Annotated in this window: 10 protein-coding genes; 8 read left to right on the top strand and 2 right to left on the bottom strand. The window is 67.0% G+C overall.

Annotation, left to right across the window (positions count from 1 at the left end):
• The 8 genes from ACIQ51_RS10650 to ACIQ51_RS10615 all read left to right on the top strand — a co-directional run.
• A partial coding sequence (locus ACIQ51_RS10650) for a MiaB/RimO family radical SAM methylthiotransferase (RefSeq protein WP_396205020.1) occupies nucleotides 1-946 on the top strand: 946 nt, incomplete at its 5' end.
• 88 nt (nucleotides 947-1,034) lie between these two features.
• Complete coding sequence (locus ACIQ51_RS10645; RefSeq protein WP_396205019.1) at nucleotides 1,035-3,497, top strand: DNA internalization-related competence protein ComEC/Rec2; 2,463 nt, start codon at nucleotides 1,035-1,037, stop codon at nucleotides 3,495-3,497.
• Between the two features lie 187 nt (nucleotides 3,498-3,684).
• A complete protein-coding gene (gene fbp, locus ACIQ51_RS10640; protein ID WP_396205018.1) occupies nucleotides 3,685-4,764 on the top strand; it encodes a class 1 fructose-bisphosphatase in 1,080 nt (359 codons plus the stop codon).
• A 150-nt stretch (nucleotides 4,765-4,914) separates the two neighbouring features.
• On the top strand, nucleotides 4,915-6,510 hold the full coding sequence (locus tag ACIQ51_RS10635) for a methylmalonyl-CoA mutase (RefSeq protein ID WP_396205017.1): 1,596 nt from the start codon (nucleotides 4,915-4,917) through the stop codon (nucleotides 6,508-6,510).
• A complete protein-coding gene (tyrA, locus tag ACIQ51_RS10630) occupies nucleotides 6,443-7,717 on the top strand; it encodes a bifunctional chorismate mutase/prephenate dehydrogenase (RefSeq protein WP_396205016.1) in 1,275 nt (424 codons plus the stop codon). Before ACIQ51_RS10635 ends, tyrA begins: the two co-directional genes overlap by 68 nt.
• Before the next feature lie 70 nt (nucleotides 7,718-7,787).
• Nucleotides 7,788-8,180: a hypothetical protein gene (locus ACIQ51_RS10625; protein ID WP_396205015.1), complete on the top strand. Its 393-nt coding sequence runs from the start codon at nucleotides 7,788-7,790 to the stop codon at nucleotides 8,178-8,180.
• Nucleotides 8,181-8,206: 26 nt separating this feature from the next.
• The gene (locus ACIQ51_RS10620; protein ID WP_396205014.1) at nucleotides 8,207-8,656 is read left to right on the top strand and encodes a CHRD domain-containing protein; all 450 of its coding nucleotides are present in this window, start codon (nucleotides 8,207-8,209) and stop codon (nucleotides 8,654-8,656) included.
• 60 nt (nucleotides 8,657-8,716) lie between these two features.
• Entirely contained in the window at nucleotides 8,717-9,577 is an 861-nt protein-coding gene (locus ACIQ51_RS10615) for a carboxypeptidase regulatory-like domain-containing protein (protein WP_396205013.1), read from the top strand.
• 116 nt (nucleotides 9,578-9,693) lie between these two features.
• Here the strand turns inward: ACIQ51_RS10615 and ACIQ51_RS10610 are convergent, their stop codons facing one another.
• Nucleotides 9,694-11,163: a RagB/SusD family nutrient uptake outer membrane protein gene (locus tag ACIQ51_RS10610; protein WP_396205012.1), complete on the bottom strand. Its 1,470-nt coding sequence runs from the start codon at nucleotides 11,161-11,163 to the stop codon at nucleotides 9,694-9,696.
• Nucleotides 11,164-11,166: 3 nt separating this feature from the next.
• The gene (locus ACIQ51_RS10605; RefSeq protein ID WP_396205011.1) at nucleotides 11,167-14,160 is read right to left on the bottom strand and encodes a SusC/RagA family TonB-linked outer membrane protein; all 2,994 of its coding nucleotides are present in this window, start codon (nucleotides 14,158-14,160) and stop codon (nucleotides 11,167-11,169) included.
• Nucleotides 14,161-14,321: the final 161 nt, after the last annotated feature.

Raw genomic sequence — 14,321 nt, 5'->3', positions numbered from 1 at the left:
CGAGGACGTGGTCGCCCGCCGCTTCGAAGGCGTGAAGGCGTGGATCCCGGTGCAGCGAGGCTGCGACTACCGCTGCACCTATTGCATCGTGCCCACCACCCGCGGCCCCGAACGCAGCCGCAAGCTCCCCGATGTGGTACGCGAGGTCCAGCAGGTGGTGGAGCAGGGCCTTACCGAAGTGGTGCTGCTCGGCCAGACGGTCAACTCGTACAGCGATGGCACCCACGACTTCGCCGATCTGCTGCGCGCCGTCGGCGCCGTCGACGGCATCCGACGTGTGCGCTACACCAGCCCACACCCCAACGACTTCAGCGATCGCGTGATCGCCGCGATGGCCGAGGTGCCCACCGTCTGTGAGCACATCCACCTCCCCATGCAGAGCGGTTCCACCAGCATGCTCAAGCGCATGCTGCGCCGCTACTCGCGGGAAGACTACCTCGAGTGCGTGGCCCGGATGCGTGCGGCCATTCCCGGGCTGGCGCTCACCACCGACATTATCGTCGGCTTTCCGGGCGAGACCGACGAGGAGTTCGAGGACACGCTGTCGCTCTGCCGCGAGGTGCGGTTCGACGACGCCTTCATGTTCAAGTTCTCGCCGCGCGAGGGCACACCCGCTACGCGCATGCCCCCCGAGTGGACCATCCCAGATGCGGTCGTGGCCGAGCGCTTCGAGCGGCTCGTGAGCACGGTGCGCGGCATTTCGCGCGAGAACAACCTCTCCCGCCTCGGGGACACGGTCGAGGTGCTGGTGGAGAAGGTCGCACGTGACGGCGAACTGCTGCAGGCCCGCTCCCGCGATTTCAAGACGGTCATGGTGCCCGCCGATGCGGCGCAGATCGGTGACTATCTCGTGGTGCAACTCACGGGCACCACGGGCGCCACGTTCACCGGCACGCCGGTCTCGGACCGCAAGGACCGCACGCCGCTCCCGATGATGGCAGGGTAGTCGTGGCGATGCGGCGGCGTGCGTCGCCGTGATCATGTAGGCGGATTCGTGATGACAGGGCAACGGCATGCCTCAGCGAGACTGAGGCATGCCGTTGCTCATTCATGCGGTCCTGTGGTGGTTGCTGGGGCTGTACCTGGGCGGAAGCGGGGAGCCGCTGCGGGCGTCGCTTCCGCTCGCCGTGCTTGTTTGTCTGGTGGCCATCGCGGCGGGCAACATGGCCGGTACGTCCGCCGCATCTACGCAAACGCCTGTGCGCGTGGCACCGTGGCTCTTGGTGGCTGGCGTCCTCGCGGGCCATGGGGCGCGGCGTGAGCGCGACCGCTGCGCCGACGCGCTGCATGCCACGCTACAGCGCGGCGACGCCGTCTGGGCCGTGTTCGACGAGCCGTCTGCGCCGCCCACCGAGCCTGGCGCGGCGCGGCGCAGTGTGGTTCGCGGTGCGGTTCGCGGTGCGGTTCGCGGTGCGGTGTCTCGTGGCACCGCCAGCGAACGCGCGCGGTGGGGCCGGTGTCACGTGCCGCTCACCGTGCGGTGGCCGCGCACCGCCCCGTCCGCAGGCGAGGCGCTCGCGTTGCGCGCCGTATCGCTCCGCACCGACCGCGGCCTCCGGCTCGACCATCCGGAGCCGACCGGGGCCCGCGGCCCACGTGATCCGTGGCGCGCATGGCGCGCGCACATTGCGGCAGTGATTGACGGGCACTTCGGCACCCGGGCTCCGCTTGTGCGCGCCCTCCTGATCGCCGACCAGCACGGCATCGCTCCCGACGTGCGCGAGCGATACGCTGATGCCGGGCTGGTGCATCTGCTATCGGTCAGCGGCATGCATGTGGCCATTATCGCGGGCGCCCTGTTGACGCTCGGCAGCGCGGCGCGCATTCCGCGCCGGCACATGGAGCCGATCGCAATGGCGCTGGTGATCCTGTATGTGCTGCTGCTCGGATGGCCGGCGCCTGCGGTGCGCAGTGCCGTCATGCTGGTCGTCACCACACTCAGTGCAAAGCTTCAGCGCCCGGTGCATGACTGGTCCGCGCTCGCTCTGGGTGCCGCGGTGCCTACGGTGGATCCCCTCGTCGTGCATGACCTCGGGTGGCAGCTCAGCGTAAGCGGCATGGCTGCACTAGTGGCCGCGCGGGCCCTCAAGCGTGACTGGCGAAGCACGGCCCACTATCGGTCGCAGCATGGGGCCGTGCCGGTATCGCGCTGGCGCCGTGTCACCCACGGGCTCGCGACCGCACGCGGGATTGGCGGGTGGATGGTCAGTGAGGGGCTGACCGGGCTCGTGGCCATTGTGGTCACGGCGCCGATCATTGCCTGGACCTTCGGCCGCCTCAGCCTGGTGGCACCGGTCGCTAATCTCGTGGCGGGCCCGATCGTCGGCCTGTTGCAGCCAGCCCTCTTTCTCGCCCTGCTGTGGGCGTTGGTCGTCCCTGCGCCGCTCGCTGGATGGCTGCCAGACGCCACTCAGCCATTCATGGCCGCGCTCGACCGCGTGGCCGAAACGGCAGCGGCTATCCCCGGGGCCGTCATGACGGTAGCGCCCACGCTCAGCACCGCCGTGGGTACCGGTCTCGCCGCCGCGTGCGTGGTGCGTGCCACCGCCGAGCTGCATCCACGGCGCCGCGGGCGCGGGCATGGACGGCGATGGCTCGTGGGGGCTGCTCTCGCCTGCGTGGGCACCCTGTGGTGGCCACTGCTTGCGCACGCACTGAGGCGAGCCCCGCACGGGGCGCGCTTCGAGCTCCATGTCCTTGACGTGGGGCAGGGGGATGCCGTCGCGATGCGTACGCCGCGTGGGCGTTGGATCTTGGTCGATGGCGGGCCACGCTGGCAGGGAGGGGATGCGGGACGGCGTACGGTGGTGCCGTACCTTCGGCGCCACGGTGGTGAGGCGGCGCTCTTCGTTATGTCGCACGCGCACGATGATCACGTGGGCGGCGCGGCCAGCGTGATGCATGCGCTCGGGGTACCGCGGTGGTGGGAGCCGGCGTTCGTCGCTACGGGGCCAGGCTATCGCGCGGCCCTCGAGACCGTGCGCGAAACGGGGGCGACGTGGGAAAGGGTACGACCAGGTCGACGCTGGGAAATGGACGGGGTCACGCTCACCGTGCTTGCCCCAGACTCGGCCTGGACGGTGCGGCAGCACAATGCCAACGAAACGTCGGTGGTACTGCGCGTGGACTACGGCCGCCATCGGGTACTGCTCACCGGTGACGCCGAGGGCGACGAAGAAGCGTGGTTGCTTCAACACTATCCGCCCGAAGAGCTGGCAGCCGACGTACTGAAGGTGGGGCATCATGGGAGCCGGACCAGCACCACGCCCCGCTTCCTCGATGCGGTGCGGCCCGCACTCGGCATCGCCTCGGTGGGTGCCGGCAATCGCTACGGGCATCCCGCCCCGGAGACGTTGCAAAGCTTTCTCGAGCGCCACACGCCGTTGCTGCGCACCGATCGGGAGGGCACGATCATCGTGCGCAGCGACGGGCGTACGCTCGAGGTCGATAGCGGAGGCGACCGCTGGATCGTTTCGCGCCCCGCGCGCGTTCGGTAGTGGGCGGCGGGGGACCGGCTTGTTACATCTGTTTCACTGGTGCTGCTGAGTGAAATTGGCGGCGTCTCTCTTGCACCTGCTCGCCCAGCCAAGACAGCTTTCCATCCATGGAGCCGGTGCAGGTCACGCGGTTTCCGGCTGCACCACCGCGAGCGTTACTCCGCGATCACCCCTCGGGGATTTTACCGTGGTCAAGCATACAGCGACGTCCGTCGTCACCATCGAGCGCTTCATCATCGAACAGGAGCGCATGTTTCCCGAGGCCACCGGCGAGTTGTCCGGGATCCTCTACGACATGGCGCTCGCGGGCAAGATGATCGCCAACAAAGTGCGTAGCGCCGGCTTGGCCGACATCCTCGGGGCGACCAGCAACGAGAACGTGCAGGGCGAGGTGCAGCAGAAGCTCGACGTGATTGCCAATGAAATCGTCATCAAGGCGTTCGATCACGGTGGGCGGCTCTGCGCCATGGCCTCGGAAGAAGAGCCCGACATCATTCAGATCCCGGAGGGGTTCCGCAACGGCAAGTACGTGCTGTTGTTCGACCCGCTCGATGGTTCGTCCAACATCGACGTCAACGTTCCGGTGGGCACGATCTTCTCGGTCTTTCGCAAGATCACGCGCGGCACGCGCGGTGAAATGGAAGACATGCTGCAGCCCGGGCGTCGCCAGGTCGCCGCCGGGTACATCCTGTACGGCTCGAGCACCATGATGGTGTACACCACGGGGCAGGGCGCGCACGGTTTCACGCTCGATCCCTCCATCGGCGAGTTCCTGCTGTCGCACCCCAACATCCGTATTCCTGAGCGCGCGCGGTACCTCTCCGTCAACGACGCGTACGAACAGGATTGGCCCGAGCCCACCCGCGCGCTCATGCGGCGCTACCGTGGCATGGATGGTGAGCGCAAGGCACTCAACGTGCGTTACGTCGGTTCGCTCGTGGCCGACTTCCACCGCAACCTGCTCGGCGGCGGCGTGTTCTGTTACCCCGCGAACGAGAAGGCCCCGCGTGGCAAGCTGCGCCTCCTGTATGAGGCCAACCCGCTCGCCTTCATCGCGGAGCAGGCGGGTGGACGCGCCACCGACGGCTACGGCAGCATCCTCGATATCGATCCCACCGAGTTGCATCAGCGTACGCCGCTGTACATCGGCAGTCGGAGCGAGGTGGAGCTGGCCAGCGACTTTCCGCTGCCCAAGTTCGTGGCACCGGGCATTACGGAGCGTCGTGCCGGCACGCTTCCCGCGCCGTCTCCCGTCTCGGCGCCCTGATCGCAGAGCCGGCGCCGCCTCGTGGGAGGTAGCGCCACGACGGCGCCGCTACGGTACCGCGTCGGTACCACGGCGGCCCTCCATCGGGTCACGGCCGCTCGCAGCCGGAAGCCGGCGGACCGGGCGTTGCACGCGTGATAGATTGCCGGGATGAGCGAGCGACTCTCCCCATCCGGCATCCCGATCCCCGCCGTGGTCCGTCCCGGCGACGCGACCACTGACTACGCCCGCGATCTGGGCGACCCCGGGCAGTTCCCCTTCACCCGGGGGGTGCAGCCCACCATGTACCGCGGTCGCCTCTGGACCATGCGCCAGTACGCCGGCTTCGGCACCGCGCAGGCCACGAACGAGCGGTTCAAGCTGCTCCTCGACGCCGGCCAAACGGGGCTCTCCGTTGCCTTCGACCTGCCCACACAGATGGGGATCGATTCGAGTTCCCCGCGCGCGATGGGCGAGGTGGGCCGGGTGGGCGTGGCGATCGACACCGTCGAAGACATGCACGTGCTCCTCGACGGCATTCCGCTCGATCAGGTCTCTACGAGCATGACGATCAACGCCACCGCGTCCACGCTGCTGGCGATGTACATCGTGGTGGCCGAGGAGCGGGGGATCGCTCGAGAAAAGCTATCGGGGACGGTGCAGAACGACATCCTCAAGGAGTATATCGCGCGCGGCACGTACATCTATCCGCCCGCGCCGTCGCTTGCGCTTACTGCAGAAATGTTCCGCTTCTGCGCCGCGGACGTGCCGCAGTGGAATCCTATTTCCATCAGCGGCTACCACATCCGTGAAGCCGGTGCGACGGCGGTGCAGGAGGTGGCCTTCACCTTCGCCGATGCGCTCGCCTATGTGCAGCAGGCGGTCGATGCCGGACTCCCCGTCGACAGCTTTGCCCCACGTCTCTCGTTCTTCTTTGCCGCGCACAACGACCTCTTCGAGGAAGTGGCCAAGTTCCGCGCTGCGCGTCGCCTCTGGGCCCGCCTCATGCGTGACCGGTTTGGGGCCAATGATGCCAGCTGCCGCCTGCGCTTCCACACCCAGACCGGCGGGGTCACCCTGCAGGCGCAGCAGCCGCTCAACAACATCGTACGCGTAACGGTGCAGGCGCTGGCCGCCACCCTCGGCGGGACGCAGTCGCTGCACACCAATGGCTACGATGAGGCACTCGCCCTCCCCACGGCCGAAGCGGCGACGCTCGCGCTCCGTACACAGCAGATCGTGGGCTACGAGTCGGGCATCGCGCAGACGGTGGATCCGCTTGCCGGCAGCTGGTACGTGGAGCAACTCACCGACAACATCGAAGCGCGCGCGCTCGCATTGCTCGGCAAGGTCGACGAACTCGGGGGGGCCGCGGAGGCCATTCGCGCGGGCTTCTTTCAGGAAGAGATCGGCCGTAGCGCCTATGAGTACCAGCTCCGGGTGGAGGCTGGGGAAACGGTGGTCGTGGGGGTCAACAAGTTCGGAGACGGGCAAGAGCCGCCGATCATCCCAGCGCCGAATTTCGGCGCGCTCGAAAAGGATCAGGTGGCGCGCGTCAACGCCGTGCGGGCTGCGCGCGACAACGCGGTGGTGCAGCAGACGCTCGCACGGATTGCCGAGGCGGCCCCGCACTACCTCCCCGAGCATACCGGAGCCCGCACCGAACTCATGCCGCTCATCATCGACGCGGTCCGCTGCCGTGCGTCGGTCGGAGAGATCGCCGATACCCTCGAACAGGTGTGGGGGCGATACCAGCCGTCAATGTAGGATCGTTGATCACCACTTTGTCGTAAACCGCCTTGTCGCTTACCGCGCCGTGACCCTCCCGCACGAACCGCCTGGGGTTGGAGACCCGCGCCCACTTCCGGTGGTGCGCGCCATGATCGACGCCCTCGATCGCGATCTGTTGCAGATCCTCGCGCGGCGTATGGCGCTCGTGGCCGAAGTGGCGGCCTACAAGCGCAAGCACGGACTGCGCATCCGCGATGCGTGGCGCGAGCAGGATGTGCTGCGCGACCGTCACGAGCGGGCGCTCGAACTCGGACTGCCGGCGGACGAGATCGAGTCCATTTTCCGCGTGCTGCTTCGGTCCAGTCGCGATCATCAGGCGGCATTGCGGGCGGAGGTACCGGTCGACGAGGCGGCGCGCACCATAGCGGTGATCGGCGGCCATGGCGGGATCGGGCGACTTCTGGTGCGCCTCTTTGGGGACCTCGGTCACCGCGTGCTGGTCGTGGATACCGATACCACGCTGCGGGGGGCGGAAGCCGCGGCGGCCGCCGACGTGACCGTCGTGAGTGTGCCCATCGATCGCACAGAGCGCGTGGTTCGCGAGATCGGGCCGCACCTGCGTCCCGAATCACTGCTCATGGACGTCACGAGCATCAAGTGCGCCCCCATGGCCGCGATGCTCGAGAGTACCACCGCAAGTGTGGTGGGCACCCACCCCATGTTCGGCCCCGGGGTGCACACCCTGCAGGGGCAGCGGGTGGTGCTCTGCCGTGGCCGTGGCGACGAATGGGGCGAGTGGGTTCGCCAAACGTTCGCGGCCCGTGGGCTCGTCGTTACCGAGACGTCGGCCGAGCAACATGACCGGGCGATGGCCGTGGTGCAGGTGCTCACGCACTTTCAGACGCAGGTGCAGGGGCTCACGCTGGCCCGCTTGGGGATGCCGCTGTCGGAAACGATGCCCTTCACATCGCCGGCCTATCTCCTCGAACTGTATGTGGCCGCGCGGCACTTTGCGCAGGACCCCGGGCTGTACGGCCCGATCGAGATGCGCAACCCGCAGAGCGGGGAGGTAACGGCGGCGTTCGGCCGGTCGGTTCAGGAACTCGCCCAGGTGATCGCCGAGGGGGATCAGCCTGCCTTCACCCGTCTGTTTGAGGAGGTCCGCGCGTTCTTCGGTGACTTCACCGCTGAGGCGCTGGTGCAGTCCAGCTTCCTCATCGATCGCATCGTGGAGCGAAACTGATGGGGCGGTCCCGCGCGTGGCACGGTGGGATCCTTTCCTCCCGCGGGTGGGTTGATCGGCTATGACGTCCATGCGCCGCCGTAGCTCACCCTACAATCCACTCACCTGGTTCCGTCGGGTGGAAGACGCCGTGTCCTCGGTGGCGGCCGAAGTCGAGTATCGCCTCAAACTGGCCCCGCGGGGTACCAAGATTGTCCCCAGCGATTTCGACCGCCGCATGATCCGGTTGTTCTTGGTGGTGATGCCCATGCTGGTCGGTTCGCTGTTCATCGACGATCGGCAGTTCCGTACGCGCCTGCTCACGCTGGCCTTTGCCGCGGCACTGTTTGCGGTGGCGCTGATCTTCATGCTCGACGCGCGCTCGTCCAACTACACTGGGCGTGGGAGGCCATTGCCGCCGCCCACGCCGCGCGCAGTACCGCCCAAGGCGGCTCAGCCGCACTGGACGCAGCGTAAGCCATAGTGTCCTTCCCCAACCCGCCTGTTGCCATGCCTGCCATGCGTGTTCTGCGTTCCGCCACATGCCTCGCCGCCTGCACGGCGGTTACGGTGCTGCTCAATACCGCTGCCACCTGGGGCGCCCGCGCCGATCTCGTCGCGAAGCTCCAGGGGAAGGACGGCCGCAAGGTTGCCGGCAGCGCCACGGCCGTCACCTCGGCCGACGGGATGGCCACCCTGGTCACCGTAAGCATCGAGGGCGACACGCCTGGGGCCACACGTCCGTGGCACGTACACACGGGGAGCTGCGCCAAGAGCGGAGGCGTCGTAGGGGGCGCTCGGCCGTATACCCCCATGGTCATCGACGCGCAGGGACGCGGGAGCGCCAAGGCCACGGTCCCGGTGCTCCTCGCCGATACGGCCACATACTACGTGAATGTGCACGACGCGGCCGCCGCAATGGGTGTCATCGTCGCCTGCGGGGATCTGCAGCAGCGGTAAGCACCGTACCCGGCCACGGACAGACCGTCCCTCCGGGCGGTGTCCGGGGTAACTTGCAGTATGCTCCATATCCCGATCTTTTCTCGTTTGCCGCTCCACCGGCTGCTGCTTGTGGCGGCCGCCTCGGCGCTGGTCGTGCCCTCCGCCGTACGGGCCCAGGTCAAGACCTCCGTTCTCGATCGCGCGAAGCAGGACGCCACTCGGCGCGACGCCGTCATCAACGCTGACCGCTTCGGCGTCATCGACGGCGTGGTGACGGACACGCTGGATCAGCCGTTGACCTCCGCGGAGGTGGCGGTGGTCGGCACCACGGCGCGCGTGGTCACGGGTGAGAACGGTCGCTTCCGCATGCTGCAGGTACCGCCGGGGCAGTACCTGCTGGTGGTGCGCCGTATCGGATTTGCGCCAGCCTCGGGGATCATCGAGGTCCCGGCTGCGGATACGCTGCGCCTCGCATACACCCTCACGCGCTCGTCGGCGATGCTCGATACGGTCAAGACGTTCGAGCGCCGCGTGTCACTGCGTATGGTCGAGTTTGAGCAGCGTCGAGCCCAAGGCGCTGGGCAGTTCGTCACCCGCGAGGAGATCGAGCGGCGCGGTTCGCTGCAGGTCTACGATTTCCTGCGGAACATGCGCACCATCGAGGTGTCGCGCATCACCGACCAAATGTTCGGCGGCATGGTGGCCCTCTCTCGCCGTGAGGCCGGCAGTGTGCTCGGTGAAGGCGCGGGCGCCTGCCCGATGCAGGTCTTCCTCGACGGCATCGTCCTCCCGCGCTTTTTCAACCTCGAACTGCTGCCGCCGCCCAAGCAGATCGCCGGCATCGAGGTATACAGTGGAGCTGCCTCCATTCCGCCGCAGTTCGGCGGGCCGGACCGGCGATGCGGAGTCGTCGCTGTCTGGACCCGCGACGGGAATTGAAGCGATCGAATAACGGTCGCGACGTGACGTCGCGTCACGACCGGTGCGTCCCGAAATGAAGAACGCCCCGTCTGCATCGAGCAGACGGGGCGTTCTTCATAGTGCGCGGCTCCGGCTCAGCAACCCGGGCCGGCAAGCCCACCCGTCTTGCCAGCGCGAACCAGGCACTCGCCCTGCGGGATCGGCTGCACGCGGGCCACGAAGTGGGCGTTGGCCCCCGTCGTGATGTCGCGCGGAAGATCAGCCAGACGGCCGTAGCGGCGCATGTCGATCCAGCGGTGCCCTTCCAACAGCAGCGAGTACCGCTTGTTGTAGAGGATCTCCGTGAGGATCGCCGCGTCGGGCGAGGCAGTCGTGAGCTCCGTGGCGGCCAGCCCACCGGAGTTCTGGCGCACCTGGTTGACGGCCGCGATGGCGCCGGCCTTGTCACCCGTGGCCAGCAGGGCCTCCGCGCGGAGCAGCATCAGCTCCTCGTTACGGATGATCGGGATCGAGCTGGTCACCGCCGGGTAAATGCCGTAGCCGAGTGACGACGAAATACCGAGTCCGCCCGGCGCGTCACGCGAGGTGCGCGTGGCGACCTTCGCCGTGAACCGATCGTCACGCGAGCCATTCGCCTTGAGCTGGGCATCGGCCTGAATGCTCATGTGCGCATACAGGTCGGTGTTCGTCGCAGCGTTCAGCGGGTTATTGGCGTCACCGGTCGCGGCCGAGTACGGGTGGCTCGGACCACGATCGAGATCGGCCCGCGACACGGCATTCGCGTTGAGGAACGACGCCGTAAGCGCCGTGAGCGCGTTCTGCCACGCCGTGGCCCCGCCGCCAGCCGTGGCGTAGTAGGCGTTCGCACGCGCGGCGATCGCGCGATTGAACTGCCGGAACGTGGACGGCGTGTTGAACCCGGCGAACCCGCTGTGCATCGTGAACGGGAACGCCGAGCCGCCAGCCGCCAGGTTCGTCGCACCGTCGTTCAGCGTGGCGATGATGTACTTGTACACCGAGTCACGCGACACGAACGGCGCCAGATCCGACGCATTGGCCTTGATCTCCACCACCGCGCCAATCGTATCGCGCGTGGAGATGACATACAGCAGCTCGAGTGCTTCGAGCGTCTTGGCGAAGCCAAGGCCGGCCTGCTTCTGTTCGGCCGTGAACGTGGCATTGCCCGCGACGGCGGTCTTGAAGTTGAAAATGTCGCGCAGGTTGCCGTACTGGGTGCTCCAGTTCTCGACGGCGAAGCCGGCGGGATCGAGACGGTTCTGGCCGGCGATGCCGATCAGATAGGCCGACGTGTTGCGCCCTTCCTGCGGCGTGTACACGTAGGCTTCACGTCCGAAGCGCCCCGTGGAGGTGATGAAGCCACCGCGGCCATTACGGAGCTGGCGCAGCAGGCCTGTGGCCTGTAGCTGCAGCGCCTGGGCATCAGCCGAGGCGGCGGCCACGGTGGGCGTGTTGGGATTCGTGATCTCGAGCCGGTCGCTGCTGCAGGCCGCGAGCGCCGAGATCGAGAGCACCAGCCCCGCCGTGCGCGGGGAGAGCAGGGAGGTCGGCACGAAACGATGGGGGTGCGAAGTAGTGGTCGTCATGGCTTAGAACCCCACGTCGACGCTGAAGAAGAACTGACGGCTCGGCGGGAACGGCGCGAGGTCGATGAAGCGGTTGAAGTTCGAGTTGCCGAAGTTGTTGAACTCCGGATCGAAGCCCCAGTAATCGGAGAAGATTGCAAGGTTACGGCCGCTCAGATTGAAGCGGAGCGAGCTCGCACCCGGGATCTTCTTGGCCAGCGCGTCCGACGCCTGATAGTTCAGCGTCACTTCGCGCAGCTTCACGTACGACCCCTTCTGGATGTAGGGGCGGATGTCACCCTTGCTGAAGGTCTCGAAGCGCGTCTTGCCGTTCGCCACGAAGTCGCGCGACTGGCCGCCTTCGTCCCAGAGGTTGTTCGTCATGTTCGCCACGTAGCCGCCGTTGCGCCAGTCGGCCAACACCGACACCGACCACCGCTTCCACGAGAACTCATTGTTGAGCGTGGTGGTGTGCACCGGGTTCGAGTCGAACAGGATCGTGTCGCGCACCGCGCCGTTCAGCCCCAGCGGGGCATTGCCCCAGATCATCGAGGTGCGCGTGTTGGGCGCAATGCGATTGCGGCCGTACGACGCGCCGAACGAATTGGGCGTGTTGAAGGCCGGCACCGGGATGTTGTCGGTGAACTGCGCGTTGGTGTTGTAGATCAGGCGCGCGGTCCACTCGAAGCTGCCACGACGCAGAGGCACCGCCGAGATCACGCCTTCGGTGCCGAGCACCGAGAGCTGCCCGCCGTTGATGATCTGGCTGCCGAGACCCGACGAGGGGGGCAGCGGGAAGGTGAGCAACAGTTCCTTGATCTGCCGCTGGTAGCGCGTGAATTCGAGGTTCAGGCGACCGCCGAGGAACGTGGCGTCGGCACCGAACTCAAGCTCGTTCATCACTTCCGGCTTGATGGCGGTGTTGCCGAGCAAGCTCGCGGAGACCAGCGAGCCGGCGCCGCCAATCAGGCCGCCGTCGGCGTACAGGATGTCGCGGTCTGCCCAACGCGGCCGGTTACCGGACTGGCCCCATGCGCCGCGGATCTTGATCTCGTCGATCTGGTCGAAGACCGGCTTCACGAAGCGGTACGAGCCCGAGAACTTCGGGAAGGCGTAGAACATGTCGCGGTCGCCGTTCGCGCTCGAACGGTCGGCGCGGAAGCCGGCGTTGATGGCCAGCTTTTCCTCGAGCAGCAGCGCTTGCTCGTTCACGTAGTACGACTGGTCACGGAATTCGGTCTGCCCCTGCGTGACCGCGAGGTCCTGGGCACCGAACGCCAGCTTACGAGTGGGCAGGAGGCCGCGGCCGCGCAGGCTGTACTGGTTGAGCGCCTGCGTTTCGTACGACCCACCGACCGAGGTGGTCAATGACGTGATCCACCGGTTACCCGGGGAGTACGTCCACACCGCGTTCACGTTCTGGTTCATCTGGAAGCTCGACGCGTTCACCTGATTCGACGTGCCGAGGAATCCGTCTGCCGGTTCGAACTGCATGAAGTTCGGCGCGTACTGCCAGCCTTCCTGCTGGAAGCGGTCCACGCCGGCGAGGTACGAGAACTGCACCGAGTTCTTCGCGGTCGACAGGGCCGTGTACGTCGTGCGCACGTTGCCCGCCTGACGCCACACGCTCTCGATGTTCTCGGTCCCCGTGAACGTCTCCATCGGGTTCGAGTAGTTGAACCCGGGCGCGGTCGCGCTCGAGCCCTTGAAGGGCATGCGCACGTAGCGTCCGGTGGCGTCCCTCTCGGTGAGGTCAATGATCGCCGGATTGTAGCCGAAGGCGTAGATCGGGCTGAGGCCGGAGTTGTCGTTGTTGCCGTAGCCGCGCTGGAACCGGTTGCGCGTCACGTCAAGGCCGCCGCTGATCGTCCACTTGCTGCCGATCGTCTGGTCGATGTTGATGCGACCACCGGTACGGCGGGCGCCCGTGTTGAGCGCGATGCCCGACTCCTGACGGTCGTTGAGCGACACGAAGTAGCGCGTGTTGTTCATGCCGCCGGCCGACGACAGCAGCGTTTCCCAGGACGGCGACGTGCGCCCGTAGAGATCCTGCTGCCAGTCGAAGGCGGGGCAGGGACCGCTCCCGCACGCGGCGCGGGCGATCGAGTCACCGTAGGCACCGCCCACGTAGGGCTTCACTTCGGCGTAACTCTCAAACGCGCGGTGACCGAGCAGGCGCTGCACCTGCTGCGTGCCCACACGCTGGGTCACGTTCCAGGTCGCCCGTCCCTGCTTGCCGCGCTTGGTCGTGATCACAACCACGCCATTGGTGGCGCGCGACCCGTAGATGGCGCTCGCGGCGGCCGACTTGAGGACTTCGATGTTCTCGATGTCGTTGGGGTTGAGGTCGGCCAGGCGGTTCACCACCTGGTCCTGACTCGATCCCGTCGACCCCGACGCGCGGGTAACGGAGCTCGATCCCGACGAGATGCTCGCGTTCGAGATGATCACACCATCCACCACGTAGAGCGGATCACCCGAGCCGAGGACCGACGTGGCGCCGCGGATCTGGATCTGCGCACCACCACCAGGCGCGCCGCTGTTTTCGAACATGCGGGCACCGGCCACCTTGCCGGCAAGATTGCCTTCCAGCGAGCGGGCCGGGACGCGATTGAGTTCGGCGGTGTTCACCGACGCCACGGCCGTGGCGGCCACGCGGCGGTCGGTGGTCGTCGCCGCACCGGTCACCGTCACGCCTTCGAGCTGCAGCACGTCCTTCTCGAGCGAGAAGTTCGCCGTGTTTTCCGACGACGCGAGCCGGACCGTCACGCGCTTGTAGCCAAGACCGCGGGCCAGCAGGCTCACCTCACCCTGCGGCACACGAATCCGGTACTCACCGCGCTCGTTGGTGCGCACACCGACCTGCTGGCCGAGAATGCCGACCGTGATGTCCGCAAGCGGTGCTCCGGTACCGGCCATTGTCACCTTGCCCGTGACGTCGCGCGTCTGCGCATCGGCACGGAGGGGCAACAGCGCGGCGGCCGCGAGCACGGCCATGTACTTGTAGAACCTACCCATGAGGTCTCCGATGGAGGGAATCGGGGAGCTGCCGCTCGGCAGCGATCCTAACGTCCCCCGCCGGCATCGGAGTGCGGTCTTACGGCGCGACACATACCACAATTACCGGGGAGGGAACTGGCCCAATGTACCGGTTTGTCCACGATCCTGCAGGTGCCGTT

Source organism: Gemmatimonas sp., assembly GCF_044344655.1.
Lineage (GTDB): Bacteria > Gemmatimonadota > Gemmatimonadetes > Gemmatimonadales > Gemmatimonadaceae > Gemmatimonas.
Note: the sequence above shows the minus strand (reverse complement) of the source record. Positions and strands in the feature narration are given on the sequence as shown.